Raw genomic sequence first — 16,704 nt, forward strand, 5'->3', positions numbered from 1 at the left:
ATATAGACGGGCAAAGGAGGCGCCCATGACCCTGCCGTTCGACAACAGCTATGCCCGCCTGCCAGACCGGTTCTTTGCCCTTCAGCCCGCCACGCCGGTGAGTGCGCCCCGGCTCATCAGGCTGAACCGCCCGCTGGCGGAGCGACTTGGGCTGAACGCCGACTGGCTCTCCGGTCCGGAGGGGGTGGCGGCGCTTGCGGGCAACACCGTACCGGAGGGGGCGGAGCCGCTCGCCATGGCCTATGCCGGTCACCAGTTCGGCGGCTTCGTGCCGCAACTTGGCGACGGGCGGGCGGTCCTGCTGGGAGAGGTCGTCGCCCCCGATGGCGCCCGGTTCGACATCCAGCTCAAGGGCGCTGGCCGCACGCCCTTCAGCCGCATGGGGGACGGGCGTGCGTGGCTGGGGCCGGTCCTGCGCGAATACATCGTCTCGGAAGCGATGGCCGCGCTCGGCGTGCCGACGACCCGCGCCCTCGCCGCGGTGGCCACGGGAGAGCCTGTCTACCGCGAGGGGGCCTTGCCCGGCGCCGTGCTCACCCGTATCGCGGCATCGCATATCCGGGTCGGGACCTTCCAGTTCTTCGCCGCCCGGCGGGATGAGGAGGCGCTGCGCCTGCTGACCGAGCACGTGATCGCGCGGCACTATCCGGGCGCGGCGGGGCCGCTCGGCCTTCTGAAGGGCGTGATCGAACGTCAGGCCCGGCTCATCGCGCGATGGATGTCGGTCGGCTTCATCCATGGGGTGATGAACACCGACAACATGGCGGTGTCCGGCGAAACGATCGACTATGGCCCTTGTGCGTTTCTCGACACCTATCACCCGCGCAAGGTTTTCTCCTCCATCGACCGGCAGGGGCGCTATGCCTATGCCAACCAGCCGCAGATCGCGCTGTGGAACCTCGCGCAGCTTGGCACCTCACTTCTGGCGATCATGGACGGGACGGAGGATGCGGCGGTAGAAGCGGCCGAGGATGCCTTGGGTGGCTTTGCGCCGATCTATCAGGCGGAATACCTGCGCCTGTTCCGTGCGAAACTGGGCCTGCGGGCGGCGGAGGACGGGGATCTCGACCTCATCCAGTCGCTGCTCACGCTGATGGCCGAAGGAGAGGCCGATTTCACCCGCACCTTCCGGGGGCTGACGGATGGCACCGCGCGCGACGAGTTCACCGACCGCGAGGCCTTCGACCGCTGGGCCGAGCTCTGGCAGGCGCGGCTTTCGCGCGAAACCGGCGATCCGGCGGAGCTGATGCGCGGCGCGAACCCGTGGATCATTCCCCGCAATCACCGGGTGGAGGAGGCCATCGCCGCCGCCGTGGCGGAGGACTATGCCCCTTTCGAGCGCCTGACGGATGCGCTTGCCGATCCCTTCACCGCAAGGAGTGACGACGCCGATCTCACCCGCGCGCCGCTGAAGGAAGAGGCCGTGCACCTGACCTTCTGCGGCACCTGAGCCGCAAGACGCACCCGTTAGCGCCGACGGTCGCGCTAACGGGGAAAATCCGGCTGGCGAGGCCGGTGGAGATCGCTTAAACCGCCCCAAACACCGAAGGATTGCGGGATGGAAAGCATCATCGCCCGTTGTGAGGCGCGCGGCCTGCGGCTGACCGAACAGCGCCGCGTGATCGCCCGCGTGCTGGAAACGGCCGACGACCATCCCGATGTCGAGGAACTCTACGCTCGTGCGAGCGGGATCGACCCCAGGATCTCCATCGCCACCGTCTATCGCACGGTGAAGCTGTTTGAGGAAGCGGGCCTTCTGGAGCGGCATGAGTTCGGCGACGGCCGTGCGCGCTACGAGGATGCGGAGCGCGACCACCACGACCACCTGATCGACATCACCACCGGCGAAGTCATCGAATTCGTCGACGAGGAAATCGAGGCGCTGCAGGAGAAGATCGCGCAGCGGCTCGGATACCGGCTGAAGGGCCACCGGCTGGAACTCTATGGCGTTCCACAGCACAGGAAGGACAAGGACAGGGCATGAGCACGATCATCGACATCATCGGTCGCGAGATCATCGACAGCCGCGGCAACCCGACCGTCGAGGTCGATGTGATCCTGGAGGACGGCACGCTGGGCCGCGCCGCCGTGCCTTCCGGCGCCTCCACGGGCGCTCATGAGGCGGTGGAGAAGCGCGACGGCGACAAGGGTCGCTATCTCGGCAAGGGCGTGCTGGAGGCCGTGGCCGCGGTCAATGGCGAACTGGCCGAAGCGCTGGTGGGCGAGGACGCGACCGAGCAGGTGGCCATCGACCGGCTCATGATCGAACTCGACGGCACGCCCAACAAGGCGCGGCTCGGCGCGAATGCCATCCTCGGCGTCTCGCTGGCAGTGGCGAAGGCCGCGGCGGATTTCACCTCGCAGCCGCTCTACCGCTATGTGGGCGGCACTTCCGCCCGCGTGCTCCCCGTGCCGATGATGAACATCATCAACGGCGGCGCACATGCCGACAACCCGATCGACTTCCAGGAATTCATGATCATGCCCGTCGGCGCGGAGAACATCCGCGAGGCGATCCGCATGGGGTCTGAGGTCTTCCACACGCTGAAGAAGGAACTGTCGGCGGCGGGCCTGTCCACGGGCATCGGCGACGAGGGTGGTTTCGCCCCGGCCCTGTCCTCCGCGCGCGACGCGCTCGACTTCATCCTGAAGTCGGTCGAGAAGGCGGGGTATCGGGTCGGTGAGGACATCTTCCTTGCACTCGATTGCGCCTCGACTGAATATTTCAAGGGCGGAAAGTATGAGCTGGAGGGTGAGGGCAAGTCGCTCTCCGCCGCCGAAAACGTGGATTATCTAGCCGCCCTCTGCGCCGACTATCCGATCATCTCCATCGAGGATGGCTGCGCCGAGGATGACTGGGAGGGCTGGAAACTGCTCACCGACCGTCTGGGCGACAAGGTGCAGCTCGTGGGTGACGACCTCTTCGTGACCAACCCGGTGCGTCTGGCCGAGGGGATCGCCAAGGGCTGCGGCAATGCGCTGCTGGTGAAGGTCAATCAGATCGGCACGCTTACCGAAACGCTTGCTGCCGTCGATATGGCGACCCGCGCGCGGTTCAACTCCGTCATGTCGCACCGCTCGGGCGAGACAGAGGATGCGACGATCGCCGATCTCGCCGTCGCGACGAACTGCGGCCAGATCAAGACGGGGTCGCTCGCCCGGTCCGACCGGCTGGCCAAGTACAACCAGCTCATCCGTATCGACGAGATGCTGGGCGAGACGGCGGAATATGCCGGCCGCTCCATCCTGAAATAAGGCGCGGGGGCATGGACGAGGCGGAGCGGATCATCGCAGCGCTCGGCCTTGCCCCGCACCCCGAAGGCGGCTGGTTCCGCCAGACATGGATCGCGGAGTCCGCGGCGGGGGAACGCCCGTCCGGCACCGCGATCCTTTTTCTTCTGAAGGCGGGCGAGCGGAGCCATTGGCACCGGGTGGATGCGGCGGAGATCTGGCATTTCCATGCCGGAGCGCCGCTCATCCTCTCCCTCTCCGAACATGCGGAAGGTCCGGCGCGGCACCTGCGCCTTGGCCCCGATGTGCTGCTGGGGGACAGCCCACAAGGCATCGTTCCCGCCGGCCACTGGCAGGCGGCCCGCTCCGTCGGGGCGTGGACATTGGTCGGCTGCACCGTCAGCCCGGGCTTCACCTTCGCGGGGTTCGAACTTGCACCCCCCGGCTTCGATATCGGCGGTTAGCAGGCTGCTGAAAGGTCACCGAAAACCGTTGGCAATCCGCGGAAATCCAGCCGGGACTCCCCAATAGTCGGGTCAAGTCGGGTCATTCCAGGACCGATCCCGAGTCAAAACTCGGCGGGGGAGCCAGAAACGGCAGCATCGGTCTATTTTGGTCGAACCGGCAGGGAAAGTCTGTTCAGCGCTTCTTGCGGCGCCCTTCTGAGGGACCGGTTCGGGACAGCTTCAGCTATTCCGAGATCGACGCACCTCTGCCGCTTTCCAGAGCGGGGGCACCTCGGAACCCTTCCCACCCGGTCAGGCCGCCCGCGCGTCCGGGCGGCTGATCCTCCCGCCCGTCACCGGCCGCGGCACACCCGTTGTCATCGGCGCCGAGAGCGGCAGCCCCCGCAGCACACGAACGGCGAGGAAAGCGAAGGCCTGCGCCTCCAGCATGTCGCCGTCGAGGCCCGCCTCCTCCACCGGTGCAACGCGCGTGCCAAGCCGCTCAGCCAGCATCCGCATCAGCGTCGCATTGTGCCGCCCGCCCCCGGTCACCAGCACACGCGATACGGGCGTCGGGAAGTGCCGGGCGCCTGCCGCGACGGTTGCCGCCACCACGGCGGAGAGCGTCGCCGCTCCATCCGCATCGGAAAGCCCTTCGACCGAGGGCAGAAGCCCGGGAAAGCCGTTCCGGTCCAGCGATTTCGGCGGCCTCTGTGCGAAATAGGGATGAGCCAGCAGCGCTGCCACCGCAGCCTCATCCACTCTGCCGGAGGCGGCGAGCGCCCCCCTTTCGTCCCGCGCCACACCCCGACGCTGGCGAAGGAAGTCGTCGATCGGAGCATTCGCCGGCCCGGTGTCAAAGGCAAGCAGGGCACCTTCGGACTCCGGCGCGGGGCGGCGCGGATCGACCCAGGTGAAATTGCCGACCCCGCCCAGGTTCAGGAAGGCCACAGGCTCCCTCTCCCCCGCCCAGCGGGCACAGGCGAAATGGAAGAAGGGTGCAAGCGGCGCCCCCTGCCCGCCTGCCGCGACATCGGCGGACCGGAAATCCCAGACCACCGGGCGTGCCAGCGCCGCCGCCAGCGCCGCGCCCGAGCCTGCCTGATGAGTGCCGCGCCCGCCGGGATCATGGGCCAGTGTCTGACCGTGGAAGCCTGCAACCTCCCCCGCCATGGGGGACATCAGAACCGCATGGGCAGTCTCCACCACCCGCGCGGCCTCCACCACCCCCGGCTCGCCGGGCCAGCGGCCGAGCGCGGCACGCAGAACGTCCCGCTCCCCCTCCGCATAGGGGCGGTAGGCGGAGGGGCCGAATGCCTCGATGCGTTCACCATCCGTCACGACCGTCGCCGCATCCACCCCGTCGAGCGAGGTTCCCGACATCGCGCCGAGCGCTGTCATCATCCGGTCCATGACCCCTCCGAAACCGTTCCGTCCCGCCATGACGCTTTCCCTTGCAGCCGCCCGGCGGTATAGGCGACGGCACATGGACAGGCACCACGGGGTGAGCCTTGGGCTCCATGTCAGACAAGAGAGGATGAAAGGGCAATGGCCTTCCAACCGAAATCCGATTTTCTGAGCGTCATGATCGAGCGTGGCTATGTCGCCGACTGCACTGATTATGAGGCGCTCGACGCGGCTTTGGTGAAGGGGATCGTGCCCGCCTATATCGGCTATGACGCGACGGCGGCGTCACTGCACGTGGGACACCTGCTCAACATCATGATGCTCCGCTGGCTGCAGAAGACCGGGCACAAACCGATCACGCTCATGGGCGGCGGCACCACCAAGGTGGGCGATCCGTCCTTCCGCAGCGAGGAACGCCCGCTGCTGACCCCCGAGCGGATCGACGAGAACATCGCCGGGATGAAGCAGGTATTCTCCCGCTACCTCTCCTATGGGGAGGCGGGGAACGGCGCGCTCATGCTGAACAATGCCGAGTGGCTGGACAACCTCAACTACCTCGAGTTCCTGCGGGATATCGGGCGGCATTTCTCCGTCAACCGGATGCTGTCCTTTGAATCGGTCAAGTCGCGGCTGGATAGGGAACAGTCGCTGAGCTTCCTCGAATTCAACTACATGATCCTTCAGGCCTATGACTTTCTGGAGCTGAACCGCCGGTATGGGTGTCTGCTGCAGATGGGCGGCTCGGACCAGTGGGGGAACATCATCAATGGCATCGACCTGACACGCCGGGTGATCGACAAGGAAATCTATGGCCTGACCTCCCCGCTGCTGACGACATCGGACGGGCGGAAGATGGGCAAGTCGGCGGGCGGTGCCGTGTGGCTGAACGCGCAGATGCTTTCCCCCTACGAGTTCTGGCAGTTCTGGCGGAATACCACGGATGCAGACGTTGCCCGGTTCCTGAAGCTCTACACCGAGCTGCCGGTCGCGGAATGTGAGCGGCTGGGCGCGCTGGCGGGGTCCGAGATCAACGGCGCGAAGATCATCCTCGCCAATGAGGTCACCACGCTCCTGCACGGTGCGGAGGCGGCGGCGGCGGCGGAGGCCACGGCGCGCGAGGTGTTCGAGAAGGGCGGGATCGGGGACGACCTGCCGACACTCGCGCTCGAAACAGGCGAGGTGGGCGAGGGCATCACGCTGGCCCAGCTCGTCGTGCGGTCGGGGCTGGCGAAATCCGGCAAGGATGCGAAACGCCTGATCGCCGAGGGCGGCCTGCGCGTCAACGACGCGGCGGAATCCGATGCGGGGCGCATGTTCGCACCTGCCGATCTCGCGGAGCCGGTGAAACTCACCGCGGGGCGGAAGCGTCACGCGCTGGTCGTGCTGAACTGACGGGCGGAGGCTGCGGGCGTTGCGCCTGCGGCCTCCATCCGTATGCTGCGGGCAAGGATCAAGGAGAACACCATGGATATCCGCGCCCTGACTGACGATTACGCCGTCTCGCCCCAGATCGACCCGTCCGACATTCCGGCGATCAAGGAGGCGGGCTATACCACCGTCATCTCCAACCGCCCGGATGGGGAGAACCCGCCGGAGCTGCGCAACGACGAGATGCGCCGCGCGGTGGAGGCAGCCGGCCTGATCTTCGTGGAAAACCCGGTGATCGGCGGCGCGCTGACCGAGGACAACGTCACGGCGCAGGCCGCCGCGCGGGATGCGGCGACAGGGCCGGTGCTGGCCTATTGCGCCTCCGGCAACCGTTCTTCCATCATGTGGGCGCTGACCGAGGCGGGCAATCTAGCCACTGATGACATCATCGCCACACCTTCGCGCTATGGTTACAATCTCGAACCCGTCCGCGGGCTGATCGACGCGCTGGCCGCGCGGAAGTGATCCTGCGCTTCGCCGACAGCCACGCCTATCCGGGCTGTCGAGTGACGCTGGCAGAGGCCGGGGGCGACACGCTGGCGGAGTTTTCCGACGGCAGCACCGCCCCCGCCATGGCAGAGAGGCGGGGCGCAGGGTGGGACATTCGGATCGCGGCTTACCGGACAGCGCGGGGCACTGCGATCACCGCCAGGAACTGGCGGTTGTCCCCCGCAGGCGATGACTGGACGGTCACGGCCCGGCTCGGCGGGTGACGCCTTTGGCGAAGCGGAGTCATCCCGGCGCGCGCGCTTTCAGCCCTGCTCTGCCGGAGCCTGCACCAGCGGCCGGGAGCGGTTTCCGATCAGCGTCGGGCGTCGGGCCAGGCAGGCTGCAACCTGAAACCTGTTTGCGGCAGTAGGCCCTTCAGCCATGCACGCCCAAAGCGCACACCGGCTGCTGCCGGCGGTCTCAAGATCAGCACGGGTCGCATGGGCCGGGAAGCCTGCGACCCGCTCCGTCAGTGCCCGCTCCGGTCAGTGCATCGACACGAAACCATGCGCTTCGAACAGCGCACGGATCGGTTCCGAGGACAGGAAGGTGACAAAGCCGTCTGCCTCTGCCGGATGGGGCGGAGCCTTCATCACGGCGATCGGATAGAAGATCGGCGCGTGGCTTTCCGGGGGGAAGGTGGCGACGAGGGTCACCGCCTTCTGCGCGACAGCATCCGTGCCATAGGCAATACCGTAAGCCGCCTGCCCCTCGGCAACGGCGGCGACCACACCCGGTTCCGTCTCGACGATCAGCAGATGCGGCTCCACGGTCTCCCACACGCCCAGATGGCGGAGCGATTCCCGCCCGTAGGTGCCAAGCGGCAAACCCTCCGCCGCCAGCGCGACCTTGCCCTCGGCCAGTAGCTTGCCGACATCGGCATTTTCGAGCGGGGCAGGGTCAGCATGCCCCGGCCCGCCGATCAGCACGAGCGTATTGCCGAGCAGGTCGAACCGCTTGCCCTCCTTGATGAACCCGCCCGCATCCAGCAGGTCCATCGACTCCGCATCGGAGGACAGGAACACATCCACATCCGCGCCCTCCGCAACCTGCCGCGCCAGTTCCGAACTGGCCCCATAGGTGATGAGAGCACGCTCTCCGCTCACCTGCGCCCATTCCGCGGCGGCGAGGTCGAGCGAGGGCTTGAGGCTGGTGGGCGCGAAGACCACCACCGGCTCCGCCGCGTGAACGGGCAGGCTGGCGAAGCTCAGCCCGGCGGCGAGAAATATGCGGCGTGTCAGGTCGAACATGGGTTCCTCCTTGGATCGGAACGAAAAGCGCGGCGAGAGCGGCGCGTGTCAGAGCGGCACGGGCGTCAGCACTTCCGGCTCATGCACCGTCACGCCCGGCAGACCGTCCCGCAGAACCGAGGCATCCTGCGCGAGCAGCGGAAAAGTCCGGTAATGGCTGGGCAGCACCACCGAGAAATCGAAGAATGTCTTCGCGGCATAGGCGGCGCGCGTCATGTCCATCGTGTAGTGCCCGCCCGCACAGAGAATGCCGATGTCGGGCGCATGCAGATCCGCGATGATCTTCATGTCGGCCGTCACATCGGTATCGCCCGAGAAATAGATCGTCCGCCCTTCCCCCGCGATGACATAGCCCGATTCCGTGCCGGCATAGATCGTCTGGCCGTCGACGCTCATGGAGGAGGAATGCGTGGCATTGACCATCGTCACCTTTGCGCCGTTCAGGTCGATCGTGCCACCCTTGTTGAAGTCGATGGTTTCGCAGCCGTGGCGTTCCGCGAAGTAACCCATCAGCTCCGGGATACCGACGAGCGGAATGTCCAGTTCCTTCGCGATGGCGAGCATGTCGCCGGTATGGTCGTTGTGGCCATGGGTCAGCACGATGTGGGTGGCGCCCCGGATGGCGTCGGCGCGCCGTCCCTCCGGGAACATCGGGTTACCGGTCAGCCACGGGTCGACCAGCAGAACCGCGCCCTCGACCTCGATGCGCCAGCCGCCATGGCCAAGCCAGATGATCTGCATGGATTTCTCCTTTACTGTTCCGCCCGAAAGGTAGCCGCGCCGCGCAGGAATGGAAACGCATGGACTGGAGCCAGACGATAGACGCCTATTGCGAGCGGACGGACGCCTCCTTCTGGTCCGAGCCGCTGAACGCCGTCACCAACCTTGCCTTCCTCATCACGGCCCTTGTGTCGTGGCAGAGAGTTCGGGGGGAGCGGCTGCCGCTGGCAGGTCTCCTCTGCGCGCTCCTGGCAATGATCGGCATTGGATCGTTCCTGTTTCACACTTTCGCGACCCGCTGGGCGGCGCTGGCCGATACGCTGCCGATCCTCGCCTTCATCCTCGTCTACCTGTTTGCGGCAAATCTGCATTTCCTGCGGGTCCGCTGGTTGTTTGCCCTGATCGGGATGGCAGTGTTCATCCCCTTCGCCACTCTGGTCACGCCGGTTCTGGCGCAGGTGCCGCTGCTGGGGCGATCCGCCGCCTACCTGCCAGTGCCGCTCCTGATCCTGCTCCACGCGCTCCTGCTGTGGTCCCGCGCACCGCAGACGGCCGCAGGGCTGGCTCTCGGGGCGGGCCTCCTTCTGCTGTCCCTCACCGCCCGCTCCGCCGACGGGCTGGTCTGCACCCGGCTGCCGATGGGCACACACATGATCTGGCATATGCTCAACGCGCTGATGCTCGGCTGGATGATAGAGGTCTATCGGCGTCACATGCTTGCGGAACGGGGCCTGCCTCGCTAAACGATCCCGGTCCTGACGCGGAGACATCCCATGTCCATCGACACCGATACCGCGCGCCGCGTGGCGCATCTCGCCCGTATCCGGGTGGAGGAGACCGACCTGCCCGGGCTGGCGCAGGAACTGTCGAACATCCTCACCTTCATGGAACAGCTCAATGAAGTGGATGTGGAGGGCGTGGAGCCGATGACCTCGGTCACGCCCATGCGGCTCAAGCGCCGCCAGGACGTGGTGACGGAAGGGGAGATGCAGGACAAGATCCTCGCCAATGCCCCCGATGCCCGTGAAGGATTCTTTGCCGTGCCGAAGGTGGTGGAATGACCGAAGTCCTGCCGAACCGTCTGACCATCGCCGATGCGCGCGACGCGCTCCGCAAGGGCGACATCACCTCCGTCGAACTCACGGAATCCTGTCTTGAGGCCATTGCCGCAGCCGGGCCGCTGAACGCCTTTGTCCACACCACGCCGGAGATCGCGCTCCACCGCGCGACGGAGGCCGATAAACGGCTGGCTGGCGGCGATGCGCCCGACATGTGCGGGATCCCGATCGGCGTGAAGGATCTGTTCTGCACCGAGGGCGTCGCCTCGCAGGCCGCCTCGCGCATTCTGGAGGGCTTCCGCCCGGGCTACGAATCGACCGTCACGCAGCAGCTGCGCGACGCGGGCGCGGTGATGCTCGGCAAGCTGAACATGGACGAGTTCGCCATGGGCAGCTCCAATGAAACCTCCGTCTACGGCGATGTGGTGAACCCCTGGAAGGCGGACGACCGCGCCCTGACGCCGGGCGGCTCCTCCGGCGGTTCCGCGGCGGCTGTGGCGGCTGACCTCTGCCTCGGCGCCACGGGGACGGATACCGGCGGCTCCATCCGCCAGCCTGCCGCCTTTACCGGTATCGTGGGGATCAAGCCGACCTACGGGCGCTGCTCCCGCTGGGGCACCATCGCCTTCGCCTCCTCGCTCGATCAGGCCGGGCCGATGACCAAGACCGTGCGCGACGCGGCGATCATGCTGGAGGCCATGTCGGGGCCGGATGCGAAGGACTCGACCTCCGCAGACCTCGCCGTGCCGAATTTCGAGGCCGCGCTCACCGGCGATATCCGGGGCAAGCGCATCGGCATTCCGCGCGAATACCGCATGGACGGCATGCCGGATGAGATCGAGGCGCTCTGGAAGCAGGGCACCGAAATGCTCCGCGACGCGGGAGCGGAGATCGTGGACATCTCGCTCCCCCATACGAAATACGCGCTGCCCGCCTATTACGTGATCGCGCCGGCGGAGGCCTCCTCCAACCTCGCGCGATATGACGGCGTGCGCTATGGCCACCGGGCAAAGCTCGGGCCGGGCGAAGGCATCGTGCAGATGTACGAAAAGACCCGTGCCGAAGGTTTCGGCAAGGAAGTCCAGCGGCGCGTGATGGTCGGCACCTATGTGCTCTCCGCCGGCTTCTACGACGCCTATTACAACCGCGCCCGCAAGGTCCGTGCGATGATAAAGCATGACTTCGACGTGGTCTTCGGCGACGGGATCGACGCGATCCTGACACCGGCCACGCCATCTGCGGCATTCGGTCTGGGTGAAATGGCCGATGCGGATCCGGTAAAGATGTATCTCAACGACGTCTTTACCGTTACGGTCAACCTCGCAGGGCTTCCCGGAATTTCGGTGCCCGCGGGGCTGGACCGGCAGGGTCTGCCGCTGGGCCTACAGCTCATCGGCAGACCGTGGGAAGAGGGTGAACTTCTGAATGCGGCCTTCGCACTGGAGACCGCTGCAGGATTCGTTTCCAAGCCCGCGAAATGGTGGTAAAGCGCTAGAAAATCAAATGGGTTGCCCGATGCGCCTTACCTTTGCTGTCCTTGCTCTCTCGGCCCTTGCTGCCTGCTCCTCCGAAGGGAGTTATCAGGAATACATGCACATGCGAGAGGGAGGCGCGGCCGGCGCTGCTCCCGGCAGTGCGATCGCAGGGCCGTCGGTCTCGTCCTCCTCGCTGGGCGCGCCGGCCGCTACTTATGGCGCCACGGAACCCGCGCAGGAGCGCGCGGCCGTGTTCACCGGCATTTCCGACGAGCAGAGCTTCGCCGCCGTCCGTTCGCGCGAAACGATCGAGAGCGACAAGGCCCGGATCGAGGCCAACGCCCGCAGCTACCAGCAGGTCGCGGCCGTTCCCCTGCCCCAGCGCACCAACACCGGGCCGAATATCGTGGCCTATGCGCTCCAGACCACCAACAACGTGGGAGAGCAGCGTTACAGCCGGGTGAACCCGTTCCGGGGCAATATGAACGCCAGCGCCTGCGCGCGCTATGCCTCGCCGGATCTCGCCCAGCAGGCGTTCCTTGAGGCGGGTGGCCCGGAAAACGACCGGCGCAGCCTTGATCCCGATGGCGACGGTTTCGCCTGCGACTGGGATCCGACGCCCTTCCGCAACGCGATGCGCTGAGCCGTGGCCTCGCCGAACTTCGGCGAGCGCCGGGACGGCGCGCGGCCCGACCTGGTGGTGATCCACTACACCGCGATGGCCGATTGCCGCGCGGCGGCGGCGCGGCTGTGCGATCCTGCGGCGGAAGTGTCGGCCCACTGGCTGATCGGCAAGGACGGCACAACGCTGCCGCTGGTGGAGGAGAGCCGCAGGGCATGGCACGCGGGGGCCGGCCAATGGGGCGCCGTGACCGACGTGAACTCGCGCTCCATCGGCATCGAGCTCGACAATACCGGCGCGGAGCCGTTCTCCGCCCCGCTGATGACATCGCTGGAGCGGCTCCTGGCCGATATCCTCGACAGATGGGCCATTCCCCCGGAGCGGGTGATTGCCCATTCCGACATGGCACCCGCCCGGAAGATCGACCCCGGTCCCCGGTTCGACTGGCGGCGGCTTGCCCTGTCCGGCCTGTCGGTCTGGCCAGAAGCGCCGGATGACGCGCCGGGTCAGGACAGGCCGCTTGCCGCCTCTCTCCGTGCCTTTGGCTACCCGGACGGAGATGAGGCACTGCTCCTCTCCGCCTTCCGGCTTCGCTTCCGCCCCTGGGCTGACGGACCTGCCGACCGTGTGGATGCGGCATTGGCGGCCGACCTCGCCCGTCGCTTTCCCGTTGACCGGGCGCGGGGGAGCGTCTAGCTCTCTCCCCGCGCGGATGGCCGGATGACCGCGGGGGCCGCAAGGCCCGCGAGGAAAGTCCGGACTCCATGAAGCAACGGTGCCGGGTAACGCCCGGCCGGGGCAACCCGAGGGAAAGCGCCACAGAGAACAGACCGCCCGCGGTTCGCCGCTGGCAAGGGTGAAACGGTGGGGTAAGAGCCCACCGCGGGACTGGCAACAGGACCGGCTTGGCAAGCCCCACCGGGAGCAATGCCGAATAGGGGCCTCGCGCCTTCCGCTTCGGCGGAGGCAGGGACGCTTCAGCCCGGAGGCCCGGGTTGGCAGCTTGAGCCCGGAGGTAACTCCGGGCCTAGAGGAATGGTCATCCAGGGGGTTCGCCCCCGGACAAAATCCGGCTTACAGGCCATCCGCGCATACAGACCAGGGGTCATCAGGCCCCGAGAGCCGGAAAGGACACGCCCGTGGACGAATCGGAGCATGCCATGACAGACGACCGGACGCAGAAACAACGTATGCTGGCGGGAGACCTCTATCTGGCGAACGATCCCGAGCTTGTGGCCGAACATCTTTCTGCGCAGCACCTGCTTTCAAGCTTCAACGCCAGTGCGCCGGACGAAACCGCCGTGAGAGACCGGTTGCTGTCCCGGCTGTTCGGCCATTGGGGCGATGGCGCGGTCCTGAAGCCCGCCTTCCGCTGCGATTATGGCATTCACATCTCCATCGGGGCGCGCAGCTTCGTGAATTACGACTGCGTCTTTCTGGACTGCAACCGGATTGAGATCGGGGAAGAAGTGCAAATCGGCCCCGGTGTGCACATCTATACGGCGACCCATCCGCTCGAGGCCACCACCCGGCGCTCCGGCCTCGAATCGGCCCTGCCCGTGCGGGTGGGAGACGGCGCCTGGATCGGCGGAGGCAGCATCCTCTGCCCCGGCGTAACGGTGGGCGAGAATACCGTTATCGGTGCAGGCAGCGTGGTGACGCGCGATCTGCCCGGCGGAGTGCTCGCGGTCGGCAACCCCTGCCGCGTCGTGCGGTCGATTTAGAATCGTTCCAGAAATCTTGACTTTCCCGGTCGGAATCGACATCTTGGCGGCAACAGGAGACAGCCCATGTTCATCCAGACAGAGACGACCCCGAACCCCGCCACGCTGAAATTCCTCCCCGGCTTGACCGTCCTGGAGGTGGGAACTGCCGATTTCCCGAACGAGGCGGCGGCCGACCGGTCCCCCCTCGCCCGCCGCATCTTTGCGGTGGAGGGTGTGACAGGGGTCTTCTTCGGCACTGATTTCGTGACCGTGACCAAGGCCGAAGGTGTCGCCTGGGAGCATATCAAGCCCGCGATCCTCGGCGCGATCATGGAGCATTACCAGTCCGGTATCCCGGTGATGGAGGGAGAGGCGCCGAAGGCCAACTCCGGGCACCGCGAGCATACCGGAGAGGACGGAGACATCGTCGAGCAGATCAAGGAACTGCTGGACACCCGCGTTCGCCCCGCTGTGTCGCAGGACGGCGGTGACATCACGTTCCACGGCTTCGACCGGGGTGTGGTCTATCTGCACATGCAGGGAGCCTGCGCGGGCTGCCCGTCTTCAACCTTGACGTTGAAGATGGGGATCGAAAACCTGCTGCGCCACTATATCCCCGAGGTGATCGAGGTCAGGCCCGTTGCCGCCTGAGCCGCTGATTCTCGCTTTCGACACATCGGCCGCGCATTGCGCGGCCGCTTTGCTCTGCGGCGACCGGCTGCTTGTGTCGCGTCAGGAGGCCATGGACAAGGGGCAGGCCGAACGGCTGATGCCGCTGCTGGAGGAAGTACTCGCGGAGGCGCAGGCCGGATGGCGGGATCTCTCGGCGCTTGGCGTGGGGGTGGGGCCGGGCAATTTCACCGGGATCCGCATTGCTGTCGCGGCGGCGCGCGGACTGGCGCTGTCGCTTGGCCTGCCCGCGATCGGCGTCAGCCGGTTCGAGGCGCTGGCAGTGAACACCCCGCGCCCGGTTCTGGTCAGTCTCGACGCGCGGCGCGATCATGTCTGGCTCTGTCCGCTCAAGGCGAATGGCGGATCTCTGCCGCAGGGAACGGCCGCCGGCGCTGTGCTCGCAGAACCCGGATCCCTGCCGGAGGAATTGGCCGACAGCCACCTTCCCGTCCTTGGCCACGCCGCGGCGGAGATTGCCCGCGGGACGGGAGGCAAGGCGCTTGGACCCGGTCTGCCTGTTGCGGAAGGTGTGGCCCGGCTCGCGGTGGAGCGGCGGCATCACCCTGCGCCTCCCCCGGCCCCGCTTTACCTGCGCCCTGCCGATGCGGCGCCGCCCGCCGATCCGCCACCCCTCATCCTGCCATGAGGCCCGCGATCAATTCGGGGGAGCTTGCGCGGCTTCACGCGGCGAGCTTCATCACGCCCCGCCCCTGGTCGGAGCGGGAGATGGTGGAGATACTGGCTGGACGGGGCGTCTTTCTCCTGACGGCGGAGGCCGCCTTTCTCATTGGCCGTGTGATCGCGGACGAGGCGGAACTGCTGACACTCGCCGTTTCACCCGATTTGCGCCGGCAGGGCACCGGTCGGCGGCTGGTCGAAGGGTTCGCGGCGGAGGCGGCACGGCGCGGTGCGGCCAGCGCCTTTCTGGAGGTCGCCGCCGACAATGCCGCGGCCCGCGCGCTCTATGCCGCGACAGGCTTTCAGGAGGCCGGGTACCGCAAAGGGTACTACGCCACCCCCGATGGCGGCTCCATAGATGCGGTGGTCATGACGCGGGCACTCTCCCCCTCCTGAAGGGCCGCACCAGCATCTCCGCCAGAAATCTGTTGACCGCCCGCGGGGGCTGCGGCCAAATCGTGCTGGGCGAAGACCCGGCTGTCGCCACTGGAACCGGGCGGCTGGCAGACAGGCAACAAGGAGATATTCCATGGGTTTGATGCGGACCTATCTCGGCGCCGCCGCTGCGCTGTTTCTGGGCGCGGGCGTCGCAGCAGCCGACCCGGCGCTGATTTTCGATCTCGGCGGGAAGTTCGACAAATCCTTCAACGAGGCAGCCTATGGCGGCGCGCAGCGCTGGGTTGCGGCATCGGGCGGTAGTTACCGTGAGCTGGAGATGCAGTCGGAGGCGCAGCGGGAGCAGGCCCTCCGCCGGCTGGCCGAAAGCGGCTCCAATCCTATCGTGATGACCGGCTTTGCCTTCGGCGATGTGTTGAACAAGGTCGCCCCGGATTATCCCGACACCAAATTCGTCATCATCGACATGGTCGTCGATCAGCCGAACGTACGCTCCGTCGTCTTCACGGAGGAACAGGGTTCGTACCTTGTGGGCATCATGGCCGCGATGGCATCGAAAACCGGCACCGTGAGCTTCATCGGCGGCATGGATATTCCGCTCATCCACAAATTCGCCTGCGGCTATGTGCAGGGCGTGAAAGCGGCCAACCCGGACGCCAAGATCATCCAGAACTACGTGGGCACCACGCCGGCCGCCTGGAATGACCCGGTGAGGGCCGGCGAACTGACCCGTGCCCAGAAATCGCAGAAGTCGGACGTCGTCTATGCGGCGGCGGGCGGGTCCGGCATCGGGGTTCTGCAAGCCGCGGCGGATGAGAAGATGCTCTCTATCGGTGTCGATTCGAACCAGAACTTCCTGCATCCGGGACAGGTTCTGACCTCCATGATCAAGCGGGTGGACAATGCCGTGTTCGAGGCATTCACCGAGGGCGAAAACCTGGCGCCGGGCCTCAAGGTGATGGACCTTGCCTCCGAGGGTGTAGGTTATGCTTTGGATGAGAATAACGCGGCTCTGATTACTCCCGAGATGAAGGCCGCCGTTGACAAGGCGGCCGCGGAAATCGCCGCCGGAACGTTGAAGGTGCACGATTACATGGCCGACAACACCTGCCCCGTTCAGTGACCG

20 protein-coding genes and 1 other RNA gene are annotated in these 16,704 nt (G+C 66.5%); 18 read left to right on the forward strand and 3 right to left on the reverse strand.

Annotated features, from left to right (window positions below):
- Window positions 1-25: 25 nt before the first annotated feature.
- The 4 genes from CN97_RS05890 to CN97_RS05905 all read left to right on the forward strand — a co-directional run bounded on the left by CN97_RS05890 (window position 26) and on the right by CN97_RS05905 (window position 3,695).
- The gene (locus CN97_RS05890; protein ID WP_035708618.1) at window positions 26-1,450 is read left to right on the forward strand and encodes a protein adenylyltransferase SelO; all 1,425 of its coding nucleotides are present in this window, start codon (window positions 26-28) and stop codon (window positions 1,448-1,450) included.
- Between the two features lie 108 nt (window positions 1,451-1,558).
- Window positions 1,559-1,984: a Fur family transcriptional regulator gene (locus tag CN97_RS05895; RefSeq protein ID WP_035708621.1), complete on the forward strand. Its 426-nt coding sequence runs from the start codon at window positions 1,559-1,561 to the stop codon at window positions 1,982-1,984.
- Window positions 1,981-3,255 carry a phosphopyruvate hydratase gene (eno, locus tag CN97_RS05900; protein WP_035708622.1) on the forward strand — a complete coding sequence of 425 codons (1,275 nt, stop codon included), beginning with the start codon at window positions 1,981-1,983 and terminating at the stop codon, window positions 3,253-3,255. Before CN97_RS05895 ends, eno begins: the two co-directional genes overlap by 4 nt.
- An 11-nt stretch (window positions 3,256-3,266) precedes the next feature.
- Complete coding sequence (locus CN97_RS05905) at window positions 3,267-3,695, forward strand: cupin domain-containing protein (protein ID WP_035708623.1); 429 nt, start codon at window positions 3,267-3,269, stop codon at window positions 3,693-3,695.
- Between the two features lie 294 nt (window positions 3,696-3,989).
- On the opposite strand, the gene CN97_RS05910 is transcribed toward CN97_RS05905, so the two are convergent.
- Window positions 3,990-5,120 carry an anhydro-N-acetylmuramic acid kinase gene (locus CN97_RS05910; protein ID WP_242685176.1) on the reverse strand — a complete coding sequence of 377 codons (1,131 nt, stop codon included), beginning with the start codon at window positions 5,118-5,120 and terminating at the stop codon, window positions 3,990-3,992.
- A 105-nt stretch (window positions 5,121-5,225) separates the two neighbouring features.
- Here CN97_RS05910 and tyrS point away from each other — a divergent pair, with 105 nt between their 5' ends.
- The 3 genes from tyrS (at window position 5,226) to CN97_RS05925 (ending at window position 7,225) form a co-directional block, all read left to right on the forward strand.
- The gene (tyrS, locus tag CN97_RS05915; RefSeq protein ID WP_035708625.1) at window positions 5,226-6,476 is read left to right on the forward strand and encodes a tyrosine--tRNA ligase; all 1,251 of its coding nucleotides are present in this window, start codon (window positions 5,226-5,228) and stop codon (window positions 6,474-6,476) included.
- A gap of 72 nt (window positions 6,477-6,548) precedes the next feature.
- Window positions 6,549-6,977, forward strand: coding sequence for a TIGR01244 family sulfur transferase (locus tag CN97_RS05920; protein ID WP_035709456.1), 429 nt, complete (start codon window positions 6,549-6,551; stop codon window positions 6,975-6,977).
- A complete protein-coding gene (locus CN97_RS05925; RefSeq protein WP_051911002.1) occupies window positions 6,974-7,225 on the forward strand; it encodes a hypothetical protein in 252 nt (83 codons plus the stop codon). Before CN97_RS05920 ends, CN97_RS05925 begins: the two co-directional genes overlap by 4 nt.
- Before the next feature lie 261 nt (window positions 7,226-7,486).
- On the opposite strand, the gene modA is transcribed toward CN97_RS05925, so the two are convergent.
- Both modA and CN97_RS05935 read right to left on the reverse strand, forming a co-directional pair.
- A complete protein-coding gene (modA, locus tag CN97_RS05930) occupies window positions 7,487-8,251 on the reverse strand; it encodes a molybdate ABC transporter substrate-binding protein (protein ID WP_051911003.1) in 765 nt (254 codons plus the stop codon).
- A 48-nt stretch (window positions 8,252-8,299) separates the two neighbouring features.
- The gene (locus tag CN97_RS05935; RefSeq protein WP_035708627.1) at window positions 8,300-8,992 is read right to left on the reverse strand and encodes a metal-dependent hydrolase; all 693 of its coding nucleotides are present in this window, start codon (window positions 8,990-8,992) and stop codon (window positions 8,300-8,302) included.
- A gap of 59 nt (window positions 8,993-9,051) precedes the next feature.
- Here CN97_RS05935 and CN97_RS05940 point away from each other — a divergent pair, with 59 nt between their 5' ends.
- The 11 genes from CN97_RS05940 (at window position 9,052) to CN97_RS05985 (ending at window position 16,701) form a co-directional block, all read left to right on the forward strand.
- Window positions 9,052-9,714, forward strand: coding sequence for a ceramidase domain-containing protein (locus tag CN97_RS05940; RefSeq protein ID WP_035708628.1), 663 nt, complete (start codon window positions 9,052-9,054; stop codon window positions 9,712-9,714).
- A 30-nt stretch (window positions 9,715-9,744) separates the two neighbouring features.
- Window positions 9,745-10,032 carry an Asp-tRNA(Asn)/Glu-tRNA(Gln) amidotransferase subunit GatC gene (gene gatC / locus CN97_RS05945; protein ID WP_035708629.1) on the forward strand — a complete coding sequence of 96 codons (288 nt, stop codon included), beginning with the start codon at window positions 9,745-9,747 and terminating at the stop codon, window positions 10,030-10,032.
- Window positions 10,029-11,516, forward strand: coding sequence for an Asp-tRNA(Asn)/Glu-tRNA(Gln) amidotransferase subunit GatA (gene gatA / locus CN97_RS05950; protein ID WP_035708631.1), 1,488 nt, complete (start codon window positions 10,029-10,031; stop codon window positions 11,514-11,516). Before gatC ends, gatA begins: the two co-directional genes overlap by 4 nt.
- Window positions 11,517-11,544: 28 nt before the next feature.
- Window positions 11,545-12,147, forward strand: coding sequence for a hypothetical protein (locus CN97_RS05955; RefSeq protein WP_051911004.1), 603 nt, complete (start codon window positions 11,545-11,547; stop codon window positions 12,145-12,147).
- A 51-nt stretch (window positions 12,148-12,198) separates the two neighbouring features.
- Window positions 12,199-12,822, forward strand: a complete 624-nt coding sequence (locus tag CN97_RS05960; RefSeq protein ID WP_035709460.1) for an N-acetylmuramoyl-L-alanine amidase — start codon at window positions 12,199-12,201, stop codon at window positions 12,820-12,822.
- 12 nt (window positions 12,823-12,834) lie between these two features.
- Window positions 12,835-13,219, forward strand: an RNA gene (rnpB, locus tag CN97_RS19815) — RNase P RNA component class A.
- Window positions 13,220-13,286: 67 nt separating this feature from the next.
- Complete coding sequence (locus CN97_RS05965; RefSeq protein WP_035709462.1) at window positions 13,287-13,850, forward strand: sugar O-acetyltransferase; 564 nt, start codon at window positions 13,287-13,289, stop codon at window positions 13,848-13,850.
- Between the two features lie 66 nt (window positions 13,851-13,916).
- Window positions 13,917-14,483 (forward strand): NifU family protein, encoded by a 567-nt coding sequence (locus tag CN97_RS05970; protein ID WP_035708633.1) that lies wholly within the window; start codon window positions 13,917-13,919, stop codon window positions 14,481-14,483.
- Window positions 14,473-15,150: a tRNA (adenosine(37)-N6)-threonylcarbamoyltransferase complex dimerization subunit type 1 TsaB gene (tsaB, locus tag CN97_RS05975; RefSeq protein WP_035708634.1), complete on the forward strand. Its 678-nt coding sequence runs from the start codon at window positions 14,473-14,475 to the stop codon at window positions 15,148-15,150. The genes CN97_RS05970 and tsaB overlap by 11 nt, the downstream gene beginning before the upstream one ends.
- Complete coding sequence (gene rimI / locus CN97_RS05980) at window positions 15,147-15,578, forward strand: ribosomal protein S18-alanine N-acetyltransferase (RefSeq protein WP_035708636.1); 432 nt, start codon at window positions 15,147-15,149, stop codon at window positions 15,576-15,578. The genes tsaB and rimI overlap by 4 nt, the downstream gene beginning before the upstream one ends.
- A gap of 133 nt (window positions 15,579-15,711) precedes the next feature.
- Entirely contained in the window at window positions 15,712-16,701 is a 990-nt protein-coding gene (locus CN97_RS05985) for a BMP family lipoprotein (protein WP_035708637.1), read from the forward strand.
- Window positions 16,702-16,704 lie beyond the last annotated feature (3 nt).

The organism is Haematobacter massiliensis (genome assembly GCF_000740795.1).
GTDB lineage: Bacteria > Pseudomonadota > Alphaproteobacteria > Rhodobacterales > Rhodobacteraceae > Haematobacter > Haematobacter massiliensis.